Below are 20,989 nucleotides of genomic sequence, written 5' to 3' on the forward strand. Positions count from 1 at the left end.
ACAGGTTCAATGCAGCCGCGGCGCCGGCGGGCCCATGGCTGGTCGCCAGGTCCCGGCCAGGAGGACGAGCGCGATCGACAGCGCGCCGGCGGACGCCGTCACATCATCATTGACCGAGCTGTTGAAGCACGGCGGACCACAACGCCAGCGGCTCCCTGAGGGCTCCCGGCTCGGACGGCTTCTGGCGAACGGCCGTATGCACCATGACGAGCTTCGAGGCCGGATCGACCAGGATGACCTGACCGCGGATGCCGAGCAGGGCAAATCGGCGCTGCTCGCCGGGGAGGAGCCACACCTGATAGCCGTAGCCGAAATAGGGTGTGGCCACGCGCGGAGCGAGATGATTATCGCCCGGCCTGACGGTCGTGGCATCCAGCAGCCATTGCCGGGGGATCAATTGACGACCTTCCCAGGCGCCGTCGTGCGCGAGCAACCGGGCGAGGCGCGCATAGTCGCGCAGGGTTGCGTTGAAGCAGCAGAACGCAATCTCCTGCCCGCTGCCGTCGATCGCCCATGAGGCATCCGCTTCGGTGCCGATGGCATCCCAGATCCGGTCGTGGAGATAGTCGGCAACCGGGGCGCCCGTGGCGGCGCGCAGCACCAGGCCCAGGATCTCGGTTTCCACGCTCGCATAGTGCCATCGGGTGCCCGGCGGTGCGGTTCTTGTATTGAATTGCGCGACGACGGCGACGGGATCTTTCGTGTCTTCGACGAACAGGGCGCGCCCAAGCCGGGCGATGTCATCGTGCCCGTCATAGACTTCCGAAAACTCGACGCCCGAAGACATGTTCAGCAAGGCGCGGATGGATGTGTTTCCATATTCCGTTCCTGCAAGGCCGGGGACATAGGTCGAGACGAGGTCGTCGATCGACTTGATCCGTCCCTCCGAGACCGCGATCCCGACCAGCATGGCCACCAGCGTCTTGGCCATGGACTGCGACAGAAAGCGGTCGTGGTCGGTCCGCGCATATTGATAGTGCTCGTACAGGATGGTGTCGTCCCTGGCGATCAGAAGGCCTGTCACCGGGTTGCGCTTGAGGTAATCCGCGATGCTCAGCCGTTCCGTGCCAAAGCTGTAGGCGATCGATGGCTCCGGTGCGCGTTTGAAGTGCCACGGCGCCGTCGCGCGAGCGATCGGGCGCGAGGGGTAGATCTCGCCGAAATGGCTGTAGACCCCGACGAGCTTGTCAAGCGGGGTGGTGGTCCCGCGCGTGCCGACTGGATAGCCCTCAGCCGCGCCGTAGAGCTCGGCATCGGGGCCGCTCTCCGAAAAGACCGGTCCCGCTTCGCCCGGAGCGCTGCGGACGTCCTGTGCGCAGGCCAGGGGCGCTGAGAGCGCGGAGGCGAGAATGACGGCTAAGAAAAGCTCGCGGCAACCGCGCGGCCTGCAGAGCGCTCCCCGGTGCATTGGACTTGCCTCCTCACACGTTCTGGCGTGTGCGTGCATTGATGAGAGGCAGGCTATCATCAGGGGTGGAGGGAGTCAGCATGTGGGTCGACGGGGATAGCGGCAAACACGGCGACCAGATCGACACGAGCGTCGGTGCGAGCTACTTCGGCGAGTCCAATGCGGCCTCGTCGGACGAGGTGCGCTGCCTCACCGGACACCCGCGTTCTGAAGCTGGCCGCGCAGACAGGCGTTTTCCCGTTCGAGCGCCTGATTCCAGGCCAGCAGTCCGAAGCGCTTGGTGTCCACCCGGGACCAGAAGGCGCCCGGCGCACGCCGCCAGAGCGGAAGCGTTGCAATCGCGACCGCGCATTGGCCGCCCATGTCCATGACCTCGGCGAGCTCGACGAGGCCGAATGGAATCGGGGATTCAACCGAGCCGGCAAAATCCGTAGGCTTGCTGCGCGCGGCTTCCAGCGCCGTCTCGAAACCGATCCTGAAGAACGAAAGTGCGCCCGTCTCGTCGCCGCAGGTCAGGGAAAGGCGGGCCGCATGAAAGGCCGCTGCGATGGTCTTGGTGGTCAGGATCGGCGAGAAAGAGCGCCAGTCCAGCTCGGCCGCGAGCGAGAACCATTTGAGCGCGTCGTCCAGCGCACCCGACAGCTCGCACAGGCAGCCCGCCAGAAACGCCAGCGAGATGCGCCAGCGCTGGACATGGGGGTTCGTCGTGTGCCGGGTGCTCCGGCAATAGCTCTCGATCCGCCCGATCAGTTCGCCGGTCTCCTGCGCCTTGCGGCGTTCGAGGATGCGATAGCCTGCGACGCAAAGCGCCGCGCCCCGGTCCGCCGATTCCGGACGGGCGTTGTCGGCAACCCAGCTGGCGAGCCGGCCCAGCACCGCCGCATCGTCGAGGCGCTCTCCGACCTGGACCAGCGTCCGGTACAGCCATGGATTGTCGTAACATCCGCCGAAATCGAGCGCCGCCGCTCCGCTCGCGGACAGCGCGTCGGCGAATGCGGGGTGGCGGAATGACTCGCGCAGCTCTTCGGCCCTGGCGAAGGGATTGGCGGAGGCAACGACCAGGATCCATTCGCCTTCGACATCGCTGTCGAGGGGCACGCGGCCCAGCCGGCGGGCGGCTTGCTGCCATTTGAAACCGCCCGGCGCCGTCTGCATGTAGCGCGCTTCGATCACGAAATCCTCGACCAGCCCCTCGCGCAATTTGGCCCAGTCGAAGACGTGGTGGTGATACGGATTGGGATCGCTTCCGGTCTCGTCCGCCCATCGGTCCGGAACGCTGGCGACCAGACGCCCGTCCGGCTTCAGCACCCGTGCGAACTCCTTGGCCACGGCTATCCAGTTTTCGACATGCTCGATCGTCTCCATCGAGACGATGAGATCGACGGAGGCATCGGCAAGATGGTGGAGGCGCGAGGCATCTGAAGTCTCGAAACGCAGGTTCTGCCCGCCGTAATTCGCACGCGCATACGCTACGGTGTTGGCATCGACATCGACGCCGATGATTTGCGATGCCTAGCTGGTCGCGGCGATCACCGCGGAGCCGTAGCCAAGCCCGCAGGCGCAATCGAGCACGATGTCGCCGGGCCGGACGAGCGAAGCGGCCAGCGCATAGCGAACGACATGCGCATCGGCGCGCGATCCGCTTTCGCGTAGCATGTCCATGTGGAGATTGCGTTCGCCCAGCAAGGTCTCCACCGGCCATCGGGAAGCGGCCTCCGCCGGAATGCGCTGGTAGACGGCATGGCGCGGCAGCACATCATCCTGCATGCGCTCGTAATCGGAGGTGGCGAGCGCGGCCGGATGGCGCCGCCATCCCCGCTCGAACAGCCGGTTCTCGAGCGGCCTGCGAAGGCCGGCAACATCCGGACCAATCAGGAACAGGCCTTGCAGATGATCCAGCGCCGCGAGCGTCTCGATCAGGACAAGCGTCTCCTGCCCGGCGGCGATTTCGACGACGGCGATAGGCTTGGGCGGAACGCGGGTATCGCTGCAGCGTGAAATCCAGCGCGGATGCGCGAATGCTCCCCGGCCGACGGCGTGGGCATCGCATCCCATGAGAAGCAGCTCATGCAGCAGATTCGGGTCACGGGCATTCCATTGCACGATCCGGCACGGACCAAAAATGCGCGTGATCGCAGCAGCCGTTTCAATCGACATCCGACCTGACCGAACGAGAACGGGACAGATTGCCCCCCGGATTGAACGTCCTCCCGCGCGAAATCAGGCGAGATCAATCAAGCAGGTCGCGGGATGGGTTGGGCTCTGAAGCGATAGCCACACCGCCTTGATCCTTCCCGCCAAATAGACCACCATCGCATCCTCAAGACCGCTCACAACAAGAATGGGCGAGGAAACGCAGCAATGAATGCAGCTTCCGGACTTGGCCTGGTCGAACGTGCCCGCGCGCTCGCGCCGCTGATCGCGGGCGAAGCCGACGAGATCGAACGTACGCGGCGGCTGACGCCTGCCGTGGTCTCCGCCCTGATCGAGAACGGGTTCTACCGCGCACTGCTGCCGCAGAGCCTCGGCGGCAGCGAGGCCGCGCCGGAAGCCTTCATACAGATGCTGGAGGAGATTGCGAAGGCGGATGCCTCCACCGCCTGGTGCCTCGGCCAATGCAGCGTCTGCGCGATGATCGCGGCCTGGCTCGATCACGACACCGCGCATGAGATTTTCAACACCGCGCCCGGCATCCTCGCCTGGGGCGCGATCGCGCATGAGGCGCGCGCGGTCGAGGGCGGCTATCGCGTCACGGCGCGCTGGGATTTTGCCTCGGGCTCGCGGCAGGCGAGCTGGCTTGGGGCACATGTCCGCATCGTCAATGATGACGGCACGCCGCGCAAAAATGCGGACGGCTCGCCGGAGGTGCGCACCATCCTGTTTCCGGTCGCGCACGCGACCTTGCACGACGTGTGGCAGGCGATCGGGCTCGCCGGCACCGGGACGGACTCCTATGAGGTGGCCGACCTCTTCATCCCCGAGCGCTTCACCGCGTTCCGCGACGTGCCGTCCGCGCTGCGTGAGACGGGGCCGCTCTACAGGATCGGTACCGGCTCGACCTTCAGCCTTGGTTTTGCCGCGGTCTCGCTCGGCGTTGCGCGCGCCACGCTGGATGCCGCCATTGCGCTGGCGCGCGCAAAGCATCAGTCGCTCGCGGCCAGCGCCATGCGCGACAACGCGGCGGTCCAGGGATTGATCGGCCGCACCGAGGGCGATTTGCGCGCCGCGCGCGCCTACCTCTATGCCACGGCAAATGCGATGTGGCGCGATCTCGGCGCGACCGGCGAATTCAGCGCGGCGCATCACAGCGCCGTTCGGCTGGCGGCGACATGGACCATCCACCAGTCGGCAAAGGTGGTCGACACCGCCTATCACATGGCCGGCGCCACCGCGGTGTTCCGCAGCCAGCCGTTCGAGCGGCGCTTCCGCGACATGCACGCGATCGCTCAGCAGATCCAGGCGCGGGATACGCATTACGAGGATGTGGGGAAGGTGATTTTGGCTGGAGGCTGATAGCAGCCGCAAAGACGCTGCGCTCCCTCCCCCGCTTGCGGTGGAGGGTTGGGGAGAGGGTGTCTCCACAATCGAGAACCCCCTAGAGGCAAGAGCCCTCACCAGCGCCTCCGGCGCGACCTCTCCCGCAAGCGGGAGAGGTTAACCGAGAGAGCGGTGCATCCCTTACGTCGGAATCTTCAAACGGCGCACCCGCTCACGCCACCAGCGCAGCGTCCTCGTCTGCTCCATCGATGCCGCGCTGGGCCTGCAGCAGGCTGATGATCTCGATATTGGGCCGGGCCTTGCTGAACAGAAAGCCCTGGCCTTCGTCGCAGCCCTCGGCGCGGAGGCAGCTGAGCTCGGCTTCGGTCTCGACGCCCTCGGCGGTGATGGTGACGCCGAGGCCTTTGCCGAGGCTGACGATGGAGCGGATGATCGCCTGCGCCTCGCGATTGGCGCCGAGATCGCGCACGAAGGACTGGTCGATCTTGATCTTGTCGAAGGGGAAGCTGCGCAAATAGCTGAGGCTGGAATAGCCGGTGCCGAAATCGTCCATCGAGATGCGCACCCCGAGCGCGCGCAGCGCATGCAGCGTCGCCAGCACCTGCGCGCTCTTCTCCAAGAGCAGCGTCTCGGTGATCTCGAGCTCGAGCCGGCGCGGCGGCAGGCCGGAATGCTTCAGCGCGTCCGTCACCATCGAGAGCAGGTTGCCGCTGCGGAACTGCAGCGGCGACAGATTGACGGCGACGCGGACATCGTCCGGCCAGGTCGCGGCGTCCAGGCACGCCCGGCGCAGCATCAGGCCGCCGAGCGGATTGATCAGGCCGGTGTCTTCCGCGACCGGAATGAACTCGGCCGGCGAGACCATGCCGCGCTCGGCATGGGGCCAGCGCACCAGCGCCTCGAAGCCGGTGATGCGGCCGCTCTGCAGGTCGATCAGCGGCTGGTAATAGGGGCGCAGCACGTCGTTCTGGATCGCATCGCGCAGCTCGACCTCGATCTTGCGGCGGCTCTGCGCCTTGGCGTCGAGCGCGGCCTCGAAGAAGGCGAAGGTGCCGCGCGCATCCAGCTTGGCGCGCGACAGCGCCATGTCGGCGCTCTTGAGCAGTTTTTCGGAATCGTCGCCGTCGCCGGGCGCCATCGCAATGCCGATGGAGGCACCGATCACCACGGAATGGCCGTCGAGCAGATAGGGATCGGAGATGGCCTCGAGCAGGCGTTTTGCGAGTCCCACCGCATCTTCCGGCCGGGCCAACCCGCTCTGCACGATCGCGAACTCGTCGGAGTTGAGGCGCGCCAGCGCGTCCTCCTCGCGCAAGGTGGAGCGCAGCCGCTTGGCGACGCCGCGCAGCAGCTTGTCGCCGATGGCGTGTCCCAGCGTGTCGTTGACCGCCTTGAAATTGTCCAGCCCGAGCATCAGCACCGCGACCTTCTCGGCGCTGCGGCGCGTATGCAGCAGCATCTCGTCGACCTGCTGGCGCAGGAGGTTGCGGTTCGGCAGGCCGGTGAGCCCGTCGTGCTGGGCCATGAAGGCGAGCCGCGCCTCGGCGCGCTTGCGCTCGGTGATGTCCATCAGCGCGAGCAGCACCGCGGGCCGCTCCGCATAGGTCAGTTCGCGGGAATAGATCGCAAGGTCGATCAGGGCGCCGTCGGCCTTGACGTGCTTCCAGGTGCGGCCGGCCTGTTCCTCGCCGGTCACGTCGATGGTCCAGGGCGGCTCGCTGTCGAAGGCCTGCAAGGAGCGGATCGTCAGCTTCTCGAAGTCGCTACGGCCATAGCCATAATGGGCGATCGCGGCGTCGTTGACGCCGAGAATGCGCTCGTCGTCGAGCGCGCAGATGATCATGGGAACGGGATTGCCATCGAACAGCAGGCGGAACGAGGCCTCGCGCTGCTTCAGCTCGGTGATGTCGACGCGCAGGCCGACCACGCCGCCATCCTCGGTCAGCCGCTCGTCGATCAGGATGACGCGGCCGTCCGCCAGCTTCTGCTCGTGGCGTGCGCCGGGCTGATAGAGCTTTTGCAGCCGCTCGGCGATCCACTCGTCCTCGTGGCCCTCAGCCTCGGGATAGTCGCCGCGCGCGACGCCGACGCGCAACGTGTCTTCGAGGCGCGCGCCTTCAGCGAAAAGGTCGGCGGTCTTGCTGTAGATCTCTGCGTATTTCTTGTTCCAGAGGACGTAACGCCCCTCGGCATCGAGGAACACGATGCCCTGCGGCAGGATGTCGATGGCCTGGCGCAGCCGCTCATGGGCCTTGCGCGCCTCCGCGATCGCGGCCTCTGCCTCCGCGCGGCTCTGCACGAGTTCGTCCTGTGCAACGGCCGAATGCGGCGCGCGCGCGAATCGCGGCTTGCGCGGCCGCCTGCCGGCCGTACCAAGCTCGCTGCGCTTTCGCCTTTTTGCTTTTCGAGACCCCAAACTCAACGTCACATGTCCCAGTCGCGCCCTGTGGCCGCAAGTTTTGGGGCAAGTGTCTGAAAAAAAAGTAATCTTGGCCACGGGACCGCCGGCCTCTGGCCGGCACTCGTGCCTGTTTGCGAGGCGCAAAATGCGTCGGCCGACGCGTCAAACCCATTCCGCCGTCGCCATCAGATGGCGCGCTGGCGCAAAATTACGCGCGCGCTTGAATCATTTCCGAAATCGCGCGCGATTGCATGCGGGCCGCGGCGTTCCCCCATTCCGCGCACGAATTTTGGTCAATGCAGGATACGGTTATCGTGCCGTTAAAAATGCGGCCGGAGGGCGCAAAAAAACTGCGACTTTCGAATGATCCTAGTTGGAGATACGGATCGTCGTGTTGCGCGCGCCCTCGCGCTGGACCAGCGCGAACAGGGTTGCCGCATGCGCGGGATGCAGCCTGATGCAGCCATGCGAGGCCGGGCCGCCCAGGCGCGAGATGTCGGTGGTGCCGTGGATGGCGAAGCCGTGGTGGAAGAAGATCGCATGCGGCATCGGCGAATTGTAGTATTTGCGCGAGAAATAGCGCCGCATCATCACCTGCGGATGGAAGGTGCCGCTCGGCGTGCCGTAGCCGCGGCGGCCCGTCGACACTGGCCATGAGTAGCGCGGCGCGCCGTCGACGCGTACCGACATGCGCTGGGCTGATTTGTCGATGTCAACCCTGAGATCGGCCCGGGCCGCGGTCGCGAGAACCGGCGCCAACACAAAAGCGGCCAAGGCGACCCGCCCCGCGAGCCGCGCCAAGACAAATGTCATAATAAAAAGCCTTCAGCCTCGAGGGCATGATGTCGCCGCAAACCGGCGACTGTAAAGACGCCGTGAGATGGCGCCCGCGTGACAAGCCTAATTCTTAACCCTGACGCGGCGTTGGGTTATAACGAGCGGGCATGAGTCCCCGCCGCATCGCCCCTCTCCTGCTTGTCATGACACTCCTGGCCGCCGGCGGCGCGCTGGCCCAGGACAGGGGCAGCGTCAATCCGAAGCCGCTGCCGCCGCTGGCCAACCCCAACGATCCGCATCTCGGCGCCAAGGAACTGTTCGCGCGAAAACTGCTGCCCTCGAAAGGGCCGGCGCATGTCATCGGCTCCTACACCAAGGGCTGCATCGGCGGCGCCGCGCAGATGCCGCTCAACGGCGACAATTGGCAGGTGATGCGGCTGTCGCGTAACCGCAATTTCGGCCATCCCGACATGATCGCGCTGATCAAGCGCCTTGCGGCCAGGGCGCACAAGGACGCCGGCTGGCCGGGCATCCTGGTCGGCGACATCGCCCAGCCGCGCGGCGGGCCGGCGCTGTCAGGTCACGCCAGCCACCAGATCGGCCTCGACGCCGACATCTGGCTGACGCCGATGCCGGACCGCCGCCTCTCGCGCGAGGAGCGCGAGGAGATGTCGGCGGTGATGATGGTGCGTCAGGACCGGCTCGATATCGATCCGAAGGTGTTCACCCCAGGCCATGTGCGGGTGCTGCGCGATGCGGCGCAGGAGCCGGCGGTGCAACGCATCTTCGTCAATGCCGCGATCAAGAAGGCGCTGTGCCGCGAGGCCAGGGGCGACCGCTCCTGGCTGTCGAAGATCCGTCCCTGGTGGGGCCACGACTATCACTTCCACATCCGCATGCACTGCCCGGCCGGCGCCGGCGATTGCGAGGGCCAGCCGTCGCAGTCCGAGGACGAAGGCTGCAAGGACGCCGATCTCGCCTACTGGTTCTCGGACGCCGTGCTGCATCCCAAGCCGCCGCCGGAGCCGCCGAAGCCCAAACCGCCGATGACGCTGGCGCAGATGCCGGCCGCGTGCAAGGCCGTGCTGCATGCGGGGGATGCGAAGCCGTAGTGCACCGCTGCCGCCTCCCAACCGGTGTCGTCCCGGGGCGCGAAGCGAGCCCGGGACGCATAACCACAGGGAGTGGTTATGGCGCGAGGTCGTCGCTCCGAGTCTTCGCCAAACGCAATCCTGTGGTTATGGATCCCGGGCTCGCGCTACGCGCGCCCCGGGATGACGAACTAGAGAGTTGGTGCGCCTTCCCTGGTGCGTTAGGATCACCCTGCCGCCGTGCCGTAAGCCGGCGGCGTCCCGGGACGCGCATCCCGTCATTCAACAAGCCTGACCGCACGCCTCGCGCCGTTCGCGTGGCCAACGATGGATTTCACATGCGCGTCCTCACCTTCCTCGCTGCGCTCCTGCTCGGCGCGACTTCTGCTCTGGCTGCCGAGGAGCCGAGCGGCTGCGACAAGTTCAAATGGCCGATCGAGCGCGAGCGCGCCGTGCTGATGGCGCCGGATCGCGCAAAACTCGCCTCGGGGAGCGAGCAGGCGACGTTACCATCATCCGCCATCACGCTGGGGCTGGTCGCCCCAAGCGAAGCGAAACTGCCCTCGCCGCCGGAGCGGGCGCCGAAGGACGGCACCTTTGCCGGCTTCACCAGCATCAAGGCGCCGAAGGCGGGGCTCTACACGATCAGCCTGTCGGTCGGCGCCTGGGTCGACGTGGTCCAGGACGGCCATTTCCTCAAGCCCGTCGCCTTCAGCGGCGCGACCGATTGCGACGGCATCCGCAAGACCATGAAATACGAGCTGTCGGCGCAGCCTTTCGTGCTCCAGGTCAGCGGCACCAGGGACAACGCGGTCTCGATCGCGATCCTGCCGGCCCAATAGCGCCGTCTGGCCAGTCAAACGGCGCCTTTGACCTGAGGCCCCGGCCTGCTATGTTTGCACTGCGATATCCCTGCCGGCCGTAAGCCGTCGCAAGGACCCGTGGAACAGCGCGTCCGCCCGTCGCGACCAGACAACCCAACGCCAGATTTGCGTGCGCAATTGCGCATGCAGGCTCGCACGGAGCGCATCCATGATTCGTATCGCCGGACTTTTCACCGCCTTCGTCATCCTCGCGGGCGCGAGCCTCTCGCCCGCCGCGGCGGAGGACAAGACCATCACCGTGTTCGCCGCGGCCTCGATGAAGAACGCGCTGGACGAGATCGACGCCGCCTACACCGCCAAGACCGGCGTCAAGTTCAGCGTCAGCTATGCCGCAAGCTCGGTGCTGGCCAAGCAGATCGAGCAGGGCGCGCCGGCCGACGTGTTCGTCTCCGCCGACACCGACTGGATGGACTACGCTACTAGCAAGAAGACCATCAACGAGCCTTCCAGAGTCAACCTGCTCGGCAACAGCATCGTGCTGATCGCGCCGAAGGATTCCAAGACCGACAACATCGCGATCGCGCAGGGCTTTGACCTCGCAAAACTCGCCGGCGACGGCAAGATCGCGACCGGCGACGTGAAGTCCGTACCGGTCGGCAAATACGCCAAGGCCGCGCTGGAGAAGCTCGGCGCATGGCAGGCGGCCGAGCCGAAATTCGCGATGGCCGAGAGCGTGCGCGCCGCGCTGACGCTGGTCGCCCGCGGCGAGGCCAATCTCGGCATCGTCTATTCCACCGACGCCAAGGTCGAGCCCGGCGTCAAGATCGTCGGCACCTTCCCGGCGGATTCGCACCCCGCGATCATCTATCCGGTCGCGGCGACCACGACCGCGAAGGGCGAGACCAATGACTATCTCGCCTTCCTGCGCTCGACCGCGGCCAAGACCATTCTGGAAAAATACGGCTTCAAGTTCCTGATCAGTCCGACCACCTGATTTCTGCGATCTGATATTACGACTTGATGTTCGAGATCTCTCCCGCCGAATGGACGGCGATCCTGCTTTCGCTCAGGGTCGCCGTCATCGCCACGCTGGTCGCAACGCCATTCGGCATTGCGCTGGCATGGCTGCTCGCGCGACATGACTTCTGGGGCAAGTCGGTGCTCGATGCCGTCGTGCATCTGCCGCTGGTGCTGCCTCCTGTCGTCACCGGCTATCTGCTGCTGCTCACCTTCGGCCGCCGCGGCCTCGTCGGAGGCTTTCTCGCCGACAATCTCGGCATCGTCTTCGCGTTCCGGTGGACCGGTGCGGCGCTCGCCTGCGGCGTGATGGCGTTTCCGCTGCTGGTGCGGCCGATGCGGCTGTCGATCGAGGCGATCGACCGCCGGCTCGAGCAGGCCGCGGAGACACTCGGCGCCGCGCCATGGAAAGTGTTCTTCACGGTGACGCTGCCCTTGGCGCTGCCCGGCGTGCTCGCGGGCATGGTGCTGGGCTTTGCCAAGGCGATCGGCGAATTCGGCGCCACCATCACCTTCGTCTCCAACATTCCCGGCGAGACCCAGACGATCTCCTCTGCGATCTATTCGCTGATCCAGACACCCGACGGCGATGCGGCTGCGGGCCGGCTCGTGATCGTCTCGATCGTGCTCTCGATCGGCGCGCTGATCGCCGCCGAATGGTTCGCCCGCCGCGCCACGCAGCGCCTGCACGGAAACTGACCATGCTGCGCGTCGACATCGAAAAGCAGCTCGGCGAGTTCTCGCTCCAGGCAAACTTCACCAGCGAGGGCCGCGTCATCGGCCTGTTCGGCGCCTCGGGCGCCGGCAAGAGCTCGCTGGTCAACATGATCGCGGGGCTGTTGCGGCCCGACCGCGGCATCATCGTGATCGACGGCGAGACCGTCGACGACACCGCGGCCGGCATTCACGTGCCCACTTACCGCCGCCGCATCGGCTATGTGTTCCAGGATGCGCGGCTGTTTCCGCATCTCAACGTCGCGCAGAACCTCGACTACGGACGGCGGATGAACGGACTTGCGCCCGATCCGGCGCAGCACAAGCGCATCATCGACCTGCTCGACATCGGCGCCTTGCTAGACCGCCGTCCCGGAAAGCTCTCCGGCGGCGAGCGCCAGCGCGTCGCGCTCGGCCGCGCGCTGCTGTCGAAGCCGCGCCTCTTGCTGCTCGACGAGCCGCTCGGCGCGCTCGACGAGAGCCGCAAGCTCGAGATCCTGCCCTATCTGGTCCGGCTGCGCGACGAGGCCAATGTGCCGATGGTCTATGTCAGCCACGACGCCGCCGAACTGCGCCAGCTCGCGACACAAATCGTGATGCTGAAGCAGGGCCGCGTGACGTCGTTCGGCGGGGTCAAGGTGCTGACGTGAGGCACGCTGCCGCAACACTCTCCGCCGTCGTCCCGGCGAACGGACAGTAACGGCGAGTCGTCGCCAAACTCCTCCCTGTGGTTGGGTCCCGGCCCCCCGCGCGCAATTGCGCGCTAGGCCGGGACGACGTTGGGGAGGGATCTCGTTTCAGCGCTTCCGTCGCTTCGTCTTTACCAGCCGCGGTCGACGTTGCGGACCTCGCCGGTCCGGGCGTCGACGTCGACTTCCATCCAGCGCCCGGTGCGATCGCGGCCTTCGATCTGCCATTCGTCGCCGAGGAACTGGGTGTGAGAGACCGTCATGACGCCGATGTCGGCCGCGACATCGAGCGCGACCTGCATCGAGATCTGGTCGCCGGTGTCATAGGCCATCGCCGGCGCAGCCGATCCGAGACCGATCGCGACGATGGCAGGCAAGATGATGCTTCGCATGGAACTGCTCCTGTCAGGACGTTGACTGTCACGCGAAGAACGAGCAGCGCCGCGGAGCGTTCCGGATGCGGAGGTCAGGAAGCCGCGCAAATCTTCGGCGGTTGCGGCGATTTGGTGGCGGTTGTCTGGCAATGTCGCCGTCCGCGACGACCTTCGTAGGGTGGGCAAAGGCGCGCTCTTCGCGCGCCGTGCCCACGTCTTCTGTTGGTGGGCACGGCGCAAGGGCGCCTTTGCCTACCCTACGGCAGCGTTCAGACCCCCGCCACCGACGTCCACAAATCCGCAAGCTTCTTCCGCAGCGCCTGCCGGCGCGTCAACGGCGGCGGGGTCTCGTCCTCTTCCGGCAGGCGGAGGCCGACGACATTGACGCGGCCGCCGGAGATGCTGCGTGCGACGAGGACGATCTCGTCCAGCGCGAGCTCGGCGCCCTCTTTCGGTGCGCGGTCGAGATGGACGTCGAAATAGTCGGCGAGCGTGAGCTTGCCCTCGTCCTCACTCACCTTGACGCCGTAGATTCCGGCAAGCTCCGCCAGCGTGTGCTCGCCGGAGACCATGAAGTCGCCGAGCAAATGCGGATCGGGCGCCGTGCTCGGCTGCATGTCGACGAAGAAGCGATCGAGCGACTCGGCCTTTTCCGGCGGCGCCAGTAGGTAGATGTAGTCGCCGGGCGCGATCGGATCGGCTTCCGTGGGCGTCAGGATGTTCTGGTTGCGGATCACCAGCGTCGGCTTCGACCAGGACGGGATCAGGCCGCGGCGGAAATACAGGCTCTTGGGGCGCACCGGATAGCCGACGAGCTGCTGCTCGAGCTGGCCGGGCAGATCGAGCTCGACGCGGCGCGGGCCGCGCTCGGCGCGTGGCAGCGCGACGTGCAGCTTGCGCGCGGCGGGCGCCAGCGTCCAGCCTTGCAGCAGCAGCGAGATGATCACGACGACGAAGGCGACGTCGAAATAGAGATAGGCCTTGGACAGGCCGACCAGCATCGGGATCGACGCCAGGAAGATCGCGACCGCACCGCGCAGGCCGGTCCAGGCGATGAAGATCTTTTCGCGCCAGTTGAAGCGGAATGGCGCCAGGCACACGAACACCGCGAGGGGCCGCGCCACAAGCATGAGCACAAGCGCGATGGCGACCGCCGGCAGCACGCTGGCGCCGAGCCGGCTCGGCGAAACCAGCAGGCCGAGCAGCACGAACATCACGATCTGCGCCAGCCAGGTCGCCGCATCCAGGAACGTCACCACCGAATTGTGCGCCCGCGTCGGCCGGTTGCCGATGATGATGCCGGCGAGATAGACCGCGAGGAAGCCCGAGGCGTGCATGATCTGCGAGCCGCCGAAGATCACCAGCGCTGCGGTGGTGACGAACGGCGCGTGCAGGCCCTGCGGCAACGCGACCTTGTTGAGCGCGATGACGACGAGGCGCCCGCCGAAGAAGCCGACGACTGCGCCCAGCACCGCCTCCTGCAAGAACTCCATCAGCACGTGACCCGCCGTGCCCGTTCCCAGCGAGATGTATTCGACCAGCATCAGTGTGAGGAAGATCGCGAAGGGATCGTTGGTGCCGGATTCCGCCTCCAGCGTCGCGCCGACGCGCGGGCGCAGGCGCAGGCCCTGGGTGTGGACCAGCAGGAACACCGCCGCCGCGTCGGTCGAGGCCACCACGGCGCCGACCAGCAGCGACTCCGTCCAGTTGAGGTCGAGCGCGTATCTGGCGAACGGCGCCGTGACCAGCGCGGTCAGGAGCACGCCGACGGTGGCCAGCACCACGGACGGCGCAAGCACGGTGCTGATGCTGGCAAAGCGCGTCCGCAAGCCGCCATCGAACAGGATCAGGGCCAGCGCCACCGAGCCGACCAGATAGGTGGTGCCGACGTCGTTGAACTGGATCTGCCCGGGACCGGAATCTCCCGCGAGCATGCCGATGGCAAGGAACACGAGCAGCAAAGGCGCGCCGAAGCGCAGCGCAAGCAGGCTCGACAGGATACCGGCCATGACCAGGACGGCGCCGAGCAATATGGTGAGGCTGAAGGAGTCGAGGGAGGCCATCCACCTTCCGGGTAAAAACAGCTGGAATGGCATCCTTATCGTCGGCGGACTCGCGCGCCAACCCATTTTCGCTCCTCGCGGCAATCTGCCCGTATTTTGCGGCCTTAACGCGCTTCACTTCACGGTGTATCGATGGCCGGGCCGCATCCTTTGTGGGATTCTGCGGCGCCCTCGAATCAATTCCTCCCTCCGCTTTCCGACGAGACCGATGGACATGGACCTCAAAGACTTCATGGAGTTCGTGCAGACGACCGCACGCAGCGTCGGGGCGGAGATTTCCTCACCCTGGTTCTATCTGCAATTTGGTCTCATTCTCGCGGCGGCCGGCATCGCCTATGCCGCGGAAGCCGGCATTCGCAATCGCGTCGACATGACATCGCTGGCGATGGGCTGGCCGCTGCCGCTCCGGCACTTCTCGCGGGTGATGATGTCGAGCGCCTCGACGGCGGTGTTCACCCTGCTCGTGATCATCTCGCGCGTGGTGATGTACCACGCGACCTGGCCGAGCCGCTCCTATCTCCTGATGGTCGCCGCCAAGATGGGGCTGGCCTGGCTCGTGATCCGGCTGGTGACCTCGGTGCTGCGCAACGCCTTCATCGTCAAGCTGGTGTCGATCACGGCCTGGTTCGTCGCGGCGCTGTCCATCATCGGCCAGCTCGACACCACCGTCGATCTGCTCGACTCCTTCGCGATCGTGCTCGGCGGCCTCAGGCTGACGCCACTCCTGGTGATCAAGGCCGGCGCGCTGCTGCTGATCGCGCTGTGGGCCACCAACATCGCCAGCAATTTCGCCGAGAGCCGGATCAACTCGACCACCGACCTGACGCCGTCGGTGCAGGTGTTGCTGGTCAAGATCATCCGCATCGGGCTTCTGGCCGTCGCAATTGTCATTGCGCTCGGCGCGGTCGGCATCGATCTCTCCGCGCTCGCGGTGTTCTCCGGCGCGGTCGGCGTCGGCATCGGTATCGGCTTGCAGAAGATCGTGGCCAACTTCATCTCGGGGATCATCCTGCTTGCCGACAAATCGGTGAAGCCCGGCGATCTCGTCACCATCGGCGACAATACCGGGCGGATCAGTGCGATGAAGACGCGCTATATTTCCGTCGCCGCCGGCGACGGGCGCGAATTCCTGGTGCCGAACGAGGATCTGGTGACGCAGAAGGTCGTCAACTGGACCTACACCGACAAGAACACGCTGGTGAAGATCGCCTTCGGCACCAATTACGACGCCGACCCGCGCCTGGTCACCAAGCTCGCCGCCGAGACCGCCGCCGCCCATCCGCGCGCCACCAAGGGCAAGGCGCCGAACAGCATTTTGACCGAGTTCGCGGAAGCCGGCATGAAGTTCTCGCTGACCTTCTGGATCGCGGACCCCGACGGCATGGACAACGTCAAGAGCGACGTGATGCTGGCGCTGTGGGACGCCTTCAAGCGCGAGGGCATCCGGGTTCCCTACCCCGTCCGCGAAATCCGCATCCGCGGCGGCGCCCTGCCGGTGGAAACCACCGTAGAAGTCCCGAATTAGGCCCGCTTTCGGGCGCAAACGACACGCTCGGCTTGCATGAAGGCCCACGATCATTAGATTAGGGCCTGAAATCAAGCCTTTCCACCGACAATCGAGCCCGCAAAGACCTGACAAGCATGAGCTACGTCGAAGCCACCGAGACCTCCCTGCGCAAGACCGGACAGATCAAGCTGCATGGGCCCGCCGCCTTTGCCGGCATGCGCAAGGCCGGCGCGCTGGTGGCCAAGTGCCTCGACGCGCTCACCGACATCGTCGGACCGGGCGTGCCGACCTCGAACATCGACGAATTCGTCCGCGACTTCGCCTTCAGCCATGGCGCCTATCCGGCGACGCTGATGTATCGCGGCTACCGCTACTCGACCTGCACCTCGCTCAACCACGTGGTCTGCCACGGCATGCCCGGCGACCGTCCGCTGAAGGAAGGCGACATCGTCAACATCGACGTCACCTTCATCGTCGACGGCTGGTACGGCGATTCCAGCCGGATGTATGCGGTCGGCCCGATCGCGCGCAAGGCCGAGCGGCTGATCGAGGTGACCTATGAAGCGATGATGCGCGGCATCGCCGCGGTGAAGCCCGGCGCCACCACCGGCGACATCGGCCACGCCATCCAGAGTTTTGTCGAGCCGCAGGGCATGAGCGTGGTGCGCGATTTCTGCGGCCATGGCCTCGGGCGCATGTTCCACGACGAGCCGAACATCATCCATATCGGCCGGCCCGGCGAGGGCGTGCAGCTCAAGCCCGGCATGTTCTTCACCATCGAGCCGATGATCAATCTCGGCAAGCCGCATGTGAAAATCCTCTCCGACGGCTGGACCGCAGTGACCCGCGACCGCTCGCTGTCGGCGCAGTTCGAGCACTCCGTCGGCGTCACCGCCAGCGGTGTCGAAATCTTCACGCTGTCCGAGCGGCACGGCGAGAAGCAGATCGGGTGAGCCTCCAGGCGCGCCCTAGCGGCGGCGCCGGAATGACGACGGCGGCCGCTTGTAGGTCGCGGCAAATGCATCGTTGAACCTGCGAACACTGCCGAAGCCCGCAGCGAAGGCGATCTCCGCCAATGTCATCTCGGTCTGGTCGATCAGGCGCTTGGCTTCCTGCACGCGCCGCGTCGCCGCGATCTCGATTGGGCTCGCGCCGGCATGGCGCATGAACAGGCGCAGCAGATGACGCGGCCCGACTCCCAGGGCTTCCGCGAGATCCACCCCTGACGCGCGATCCAGAAAGCCGTCGTTGATCAGGCGCATGCCACGCGCAACGGTAGTGGCCGTTCCCATCCAGGCAGGCGACCCCGGCGCGGCTTCCGGCCGGCAACGCAGGCACGGGCGAAAGCCGGCGCGCTCGGCGGCGGCAGCGGTCGCATAGAAGGTGACGTTCTCCGAGCGCGCGGGGCGAACCGGACAGACCGGCCGGCAATAGATGTGCGTCGAACGAACGCCGGAGAAGAACAGGCCGTCGAAGGCGCGGGCCCGCGCCAGCCGCGCTCGATCGCAGGTCTCCCAGTCGAGATGCGGTGGCAGCGTTTGCAGGTGCGCCAAAGCCTTCGCCATGACGAAATCATAGTTTCAACGCGGCCCTCCGAGTAGCTGAAATCGGACTCGATCGGGTGATGAGGTCCGAATTCGGCCAGCCTGCGCCACCGCTCCGGATCATGGTGCCGACACATCCCGGAGCAAATTGCATGAGCACACAGGCGCAACAAACGACATCAGGGCAAACCACTCTCGCGTTCGAGATCGGGCTCCTGCTGCTGCTCTCGCTGATCTGGGGCAGCTCGTTCACCCTGATCAAGGTCGCGATCCCGACGATACCGCCCTTCACGATGGTCGCCGCGCGGGTGACGATCGCGGCCGTTCTCCTCGTCCTGATCGCGGCCATGCAGGGACACGCCCTCCCCCGCCGGGGATCGATCTGGGCGGCTTTCCTCGTGCAAGGGCTGCTGCAAAGCGCGCTACCGTTCACCCTGATCAGTTGGGGCGAGATGCATATCGCAAGCGGTCTCGCCGGCATTCTCAATGCGACCCCGCCGATGTTCGTGCTCGCGATCGCTGTCATGACCGGGCGCGGGCGGCAGACGATCAGCGGCCGGAAGATCATCTGCGTCGCTCTCGGCCTTGCAGGCGTTGCCGTGACGATGGGCATCGATACGCTGTCCGGGATCGGCACGGCGGCGCCGATGGCCCAGATGGCAGTGCTCGGCGCGAGCCTTTGCTACGCGCTCGCGCCGATATGGGGCCAGCGATTCTCGGGCCTGCCCGCGATCGTCACCGCGGCCGGAGCGATGAGCTGCGCAGCAGTGCTGATGCTCCCGGCCGCCGCCGCCCTCGAACGGCCATGGACGCTGGCGGCTCCGCCGGCGCACGCCATCGCGGCGGTGATCGCGCTCGCAGTGGTCTGCACGGCCTTGGCGATGGTGATCTATTTCCGGCTGATCCACACGCTCGGCCCGCTCGGCACGACCAGCGGAAGCTATCTGCGCGCGGGCTTCGCGGTGGCGCTCGGCACCGCATGGCTCGGCGAGCGCTTTACCTGGTCCAGCCTCGCCGGAATGGTACTCATTCTCGCCGGCGTCGTTGCCGTGACGATGCCCCCGCCGGCGCAAGACGCCAGAAAGCCGGCGGGCTGATGATCGCCATGTCTGACGCGGAAGACCAGCGCGTCGCCCCGCAATTGACGGTTGCAAAAACGCAGGTCCGCGGCGATGCTGGCGCCCGATGCCCGCCAAGACCGACCACGACAAGACCAAGCCGGAGGACACGCCGCACTATCTCGGCCATCGCGAGCGGCTGCGCGAGCGCTTCTACAGTGCGGGCGCGGAGGCGCTCAGCGACTACGAGCTGCTGGAGATGGCGCTGTTTCCGGCGCTGCCGCGGCGCGACACCAAGCCGCTCGCGAAGACGCTGATCAAGACCTTCGGCTCGTTCGCCGAGGTCGTGCATGCGCCCGTGGCGCGCCTGCGCGAAATCGACGGCGTCGGCGAATCCGCCATCAACCAGCTCAAGCTGATCGCCGCCGCCGCGCACCGCGTCGCCAAGGGCGAGGTCAACAGCCGCAACGCGCTGTCGTCCTGGAACGAGGTGATCGACTATTGCCGCACCAGCATGGCGTTTTCAGACAAGGAGCAATTCCGCCTGCTCTTCCTCGACAAGCGCAACCAGCTGATCGCCGACGAGGTGCAGCAGACCGGCACCGTCGACCACACCCCGGTCTATCCGCGCGAAGTGATCAAGCGCGCGCTGGAGCTGTCGGCGACCGCGCTGATCCTCGTGCACAACCACCCCACTACCCACCCTATGATCACGTTGGATCACGTTCAATACCGATGAATCATCAACGATATATCCGATTTTTTCTTCATTGCACACAGGGGGCGGCTATGGCAAATTGGGAGCGGTAAGAGGGGTTGAAAGCGGCTTTCCGATCCCAGCAAACGATCCCCGTTTCTCCTCGACCGATCCCAGTTGCGGCACAGGAGGAAACGCCATGCCAAGCCTGACCGACACCGCGATCCGACATGCGTTGAAGCGGGTGGAGCTAAGTCAGAAACAGGAAAATCTCGCCGACGGTGAAGGGCGCGGCACCGGCCGCCTCGTGCTTGTCCTCAAGCCCATGCCGAAGCGCGTCACCGCCGACTGGATGGCGCAGCAATGGCGCGATGGGAAGCGGACCAAGAAGAAGCTCGGGGCTTATCCCTCCATATCGCTCGCCCAGGCACGCGAAATATTCAAACGCGACTTCGCCGACGTCATCCAGAAGGGTCGCAGCATCAAGATCGCTACCGACACGCGCCCCGGCACCGTCGCTGATCTGTTCGAAGGCTATGTCGCCGCGCTCAAGGATGCGAGCAAGCCGTCCTGGAAGGAAACGGAAAAAGGCCTTAACAAGATCGCCGACACGCTCGGACGCAACCGCCTCGCTCGCGAGATCGAGGCCGAGGAAATCATCGAGCTGATCCGCCCGATCGGCATGACCGCTCGGCGAAGTCACTAGGCGCGCACCGTTGGCAGCCCGCACCACCTTGATCGCCACATCTGGCGAGGCGTCATCGCTGGCGAATATCAGATCAACCGTCGCTTGCTGCCCGGGATGGAAGCGATTCACGATATAGCTGTCGCCCTGCTCGGCTTCCTGGAGCGCCTTCAGGCGCGGGACAATGCCGTGGATCGCGAAGCAAACGGCTTCGAATATGGAGCTTTTACCGACGCCGTTCGGCGCATGCACCGAGTTGACGGCGTCAGATTTGAACTTGAGGACGAGCGGGTCACCGTCATTATTGATCCCACGAAAACCCTCGATGGACAGGCTGCCCAGGAAATACCGCGTCATGCCTTGTCCTCGCCCAGAGGGATGGACATGCCATCAAGCGCATCCAGTACCGCCTTATGAAACTCGCCGATTGTTGCCCGGCTTGGCGCGGTGTCACCTCCCGAATCCAGCAGATGCAAATTGTCGAAGAGGATCTTCGCGCATTCGGGATCGATCTGTACAGCCTCGGCCCTAAACAAAGCGAGATTGTCCTCGAAAGTATTTTCCAGCTTAAACTTCATACGCTCCCCCGACTTCCGCCCAATGCACTTCTATTTGATTTCAGTGCGCGCGTGCAATTCTGCG

Annotated in this window: 19 protein-coding genes and 3 pseudogenes; 11 read left to right on the forward strand and 11 right to left on the reverse strand. The window is 65.7% G+C overall.

All coding sequences use genetic code 11. The annotated features are described in order from the left end of the window. Nucleotides 1-106: 106 nt before the first annotated feature. The 4 genes and pseudogenes from ACVJ19_RS09320 to ACVJ19_RS09335 form a co-directional block, all read right to left on the reverse strand. Nucleotides 107-1,408, reverse strand: coding sequence for a serine hydrolase domain-containing protein (locus tag ACVJ19_RS09320; RefSeq protein ID WP_453949227.1), 1,302 nt, complete (start codon nt 1,406-1,408; stop codon nt 107-109). A gap of 189 nt (nt 1,409-1,597) precedes the next feature. Next, entirely contained in the window at nt 1,598-2,608 is a 1,011-nt protein-coding gene (locus ACVJ19_RS09325; protein ID WP_456739377.1) for a hypothetical protein, read from the reverse strand. 72 nt (nt 2,609-2,680) lie between these two features. Next, nucleotides 2,681-2,911 (reverse strand): annotated as a pseudogene (locus ACVJ19_RS09330) (class I SAM-dependent methyltransferase); the annotation flags it as partial. Between the two features lie 9 nt (nt 2,912-2,920). Then, entirely contained in the window at nt 2,921-3,565 is a 645-nt protein-coding gene (locus ACVJ19_RS09335) for a hypothetical protein (protein ID WP_453949226.1), read from the reverse strand. Between the two features lie 204 nt (nt 3,566-3,769). Between ACVJ19_RS09335 and ACVJ19_RS09340 the strand changes: the two genes are divergently transcribed. Next, complete coding sequence (locus ACVJ19_RS09340) at nt 3,770-4,921, forward strand: acyl-CoA dehydrogenase family protein (RefSeq protein ID WP_453949225.1); 1,152 nt, start codon at nt 3,770-3,772, stop codon at nt 4,919-4,921. Nucleotides 4,922-5,117: 196 nt separating this feature from the next. Here the strand turns inward: ACVJ19_RS09340 and ACVJ19_RS09345 are convergent, their stop codons facing one another. Then, nucleotides 5,118-7,328: an EAL domain-containing protein gene (locus ACVJ19_RS09345; RefSeq protein ID WP_453949224.1), complete on the reverse strand. Its 2,211-nt coding sequence runs from the start codon at nt 7,326-7,328 to the stop codon at nt 5,118-5,120. Between the two features lie 348 nt (nt 7,329-7,676). Then, nucleotides 7,677-8,120, reverse strand: a complete 444-nt coding sequence (locus ACVJ19_RS09350) for a L,D-transpeptidase (protein ID WP_453949223.1) — start codon at nt 8,118-8,120, stop codon at nt 7,677-7,679. 131 nt (nt 8,121-8,251) lie between these two features. Between ACVJ19_RS09350 and mepA the strand changes: the two genes are divergently transcribed. The 5 genes from mepA (at nt 8,252) to modC (ending at nt 12,380) form a co-directional block, all read left to right on the forward strand. Further along, a complete protein-coding gene (gene mepA / locus ACVJ19_RS09355) occupies nt 8,252-9,196 on the forward strand; it encodes a penicillin-insensitive murein endopeptidase (protein ID WP_453949222.1) in 945 nt (314 codons plus the stop codon). Between the two features lie 317 nt (nt 9,197-9,513). Then, a complete protein-coding gene (locus tag ACVJ19_RS09360) occupies nt 9,514-10,017 on the forward strand; it encodes a hypothetical protein (RefSeq protein ID WP_453949221.1) in 504 nt (167 codons plus the stop codon). A 190-nt stretch (nt 10,018-10,207) separates the two neighbouring features. Beyond that, the gene (gene modA / locus ACVJ19_RS09365; protein ID WP_453949220.1) at nt 10,208-10,993 is read left to right on the forward strand and encodes a molybdate ABC transporter substrate-binding protein; all 786 of its coding nucleotides are present in this window, start codon (nt 10,208-10,210) and stop codon (nt 10,991-10,993) included. Nucleotides 10,994-11,019: 26 nt separating this feature from the next. Further along, entirely contained in the window at nt 11,020-11,715 is a 696-nt protein-coding gene (gene modB / locus ACVJ19_RS09370; protein WP_453949219.1) for a molybdate ABC transporter permease subunit, read from the forward strand. A gap of 2 nt (nt 11,716-11,717) precedes the next feature. Beyond that, nucleotides 11,718-12,380: a molybdenum ABC transporter ATP-binding protein gene (gene modC / locus ACVJ19_RS09375; protein WP_453949218.1), complete on the forward strand. Its 663-nt coding sequence runs from the start codon at nt 11,718-11,720 to the stop codon at nt 12,378-12,380. Between the two features lie 170 nt (nt 12,381-12,550). On the opposite strand, the gene ACVJ19_RS09380 is transcribed toward modC, so the two are convergent. Together ACVJ19_RS09380 and ACVJ19_RS09385 are read right to left on the reverse strand one after the other, a co-directional pair. Beyond that, a complete protein-coding gene (locus ACVJ19_RS09380; RefSeq protein ID WP_453949217.1) occupies nt 12,551-12,811 on the reverse strand; it encodes a PepSY domain-containing protein in 261 nt (86 codons plus the stop codon). Nucleotides 12,812-13,062: 251 nt separating this feature from the next. After that, nucleotides 13,063-14,856, reverse strand: coding sequence for a potassium/proton antiporter (locus tag ACVJ19_RS09385; protein ID WP_453949216.1), 1,794 nt, complete (start codon nt 14,854-14,856; stop codon nt 13,063-13,065). A gap of 208 nt (nt 14,857-15,064) precedes the next feature. Between ACVJ19_RS09385 and ACVJ19_RS09390 the strand changes: the two genes are divergently transcribed. Continuing rightward, nucleotides 15,065-16,381 (forward strand): mechanosensitive ion channel family protein, encoded by a 1,317-nt coding sequence (locus tag ACVJ19_RS09390; protein WP_453949214.1) that lies wholly within the window; start codon nt 15,065-15,067, stop codon nt 16,379-16,381. Between the two features lie 116 nt (nt 16,382-16,497). Further along, nucleotides 16,498-17,316 carry a type I methionyl aminopeptidase gene (gene map, locus ACVJ19_RS09395; RefSeq protein ID WP_453949213.1) on the forward strand — a complete coding sequence of 273 codons (819 nt, stop codon included), beginning with the start codon at nt 16,498-16,500 and terminating at the stop codon, nt 17,314-17,316. Between the two features lie 15 nt (nt 17,317-17,331). Here map and ACVJ19_RS09400 read toward each other — a convergent pair whose 3' ends face one another. After that, entirely contained in the window at nt 17,332-17,928 is a 597-nt protein-coding gene (locus ACVJ19_RS09400) for an Ada metal-binding domain-containing protein (RefSeq protein ID WP_453949212.1), read from the reverse strand. Nucleotides 17,929-18,059: 131 nt separating this feature from the next. On the opposite strand from ACVJ19_RS09400, the gene ACVJ19_RS09405 reads away from it, so the two are divergent. The 3 genes and pseudogenes from ACVJ19_RS09405 to ACVJ19_RS09415 form a co-directional block, all read left to right on the forward strand. Then, complete coding sequence (locus tag ACVJ19_RS09405) at nt 18,060-19,004, forward strand: DMT family transporter (RefSeq protein WP_453949211.1); 945 nt, start codon at nt 18,060-18,062, stop codon at nt 19,002-19,004. Between the two features lie 88 nt (nt 19,005-19,092). Then, on the forward strand, nt 19,093-19,704 hold the full coding sequence (locus tag ACVJ19_RS09410) for a JAB domain-containing protein (protein ID WP_453949210.1): 612 nt from the start codon (nt 19,093-19,095) through the stop codon (nt 19,702-19,704). Between the two features lie 157 nt (nt 19,705-19,861). After that, nucleotides 19,862-20,376, forward strand: a pseudogene (locus tag ACVJ19_RS09415) (Arm DNA-binding domain-containing protein); the annotation flags it as partial. A gap of 52 nt (nt 20,377-20,428) precedes the next feature. Here the strand turns inward: ACVJ19_RS09415 and ACVJ19_RS09420 are convergent. After that, nucleotides 20,429-20,704, reverse strand: a pseudogene (locus ACVJ19_RS09420) (AAA family ATPase); the annotation flags it as partial. Continuing rightward, nucleotides 20,701-20,925, reverse strand: a complete 225-nt coding sequence (locus ACVJ19_RS09425) for a hypothetical protein (protein WP_014498594.1) — start codon at nt 20,923-20,925, stop codon at nt 20,701-20,703. The pseudogene ACVJ19_RS09420 and the gene ACVJ19_RS09425, both read right to left, overlap by 4 nt. Nucleotides 20,926-20,989 lie beyond the last annotated feature (64 nt).

The organism is Bradyrhizobium sp. USDA 376 (genome assembly GCF_054063675.1).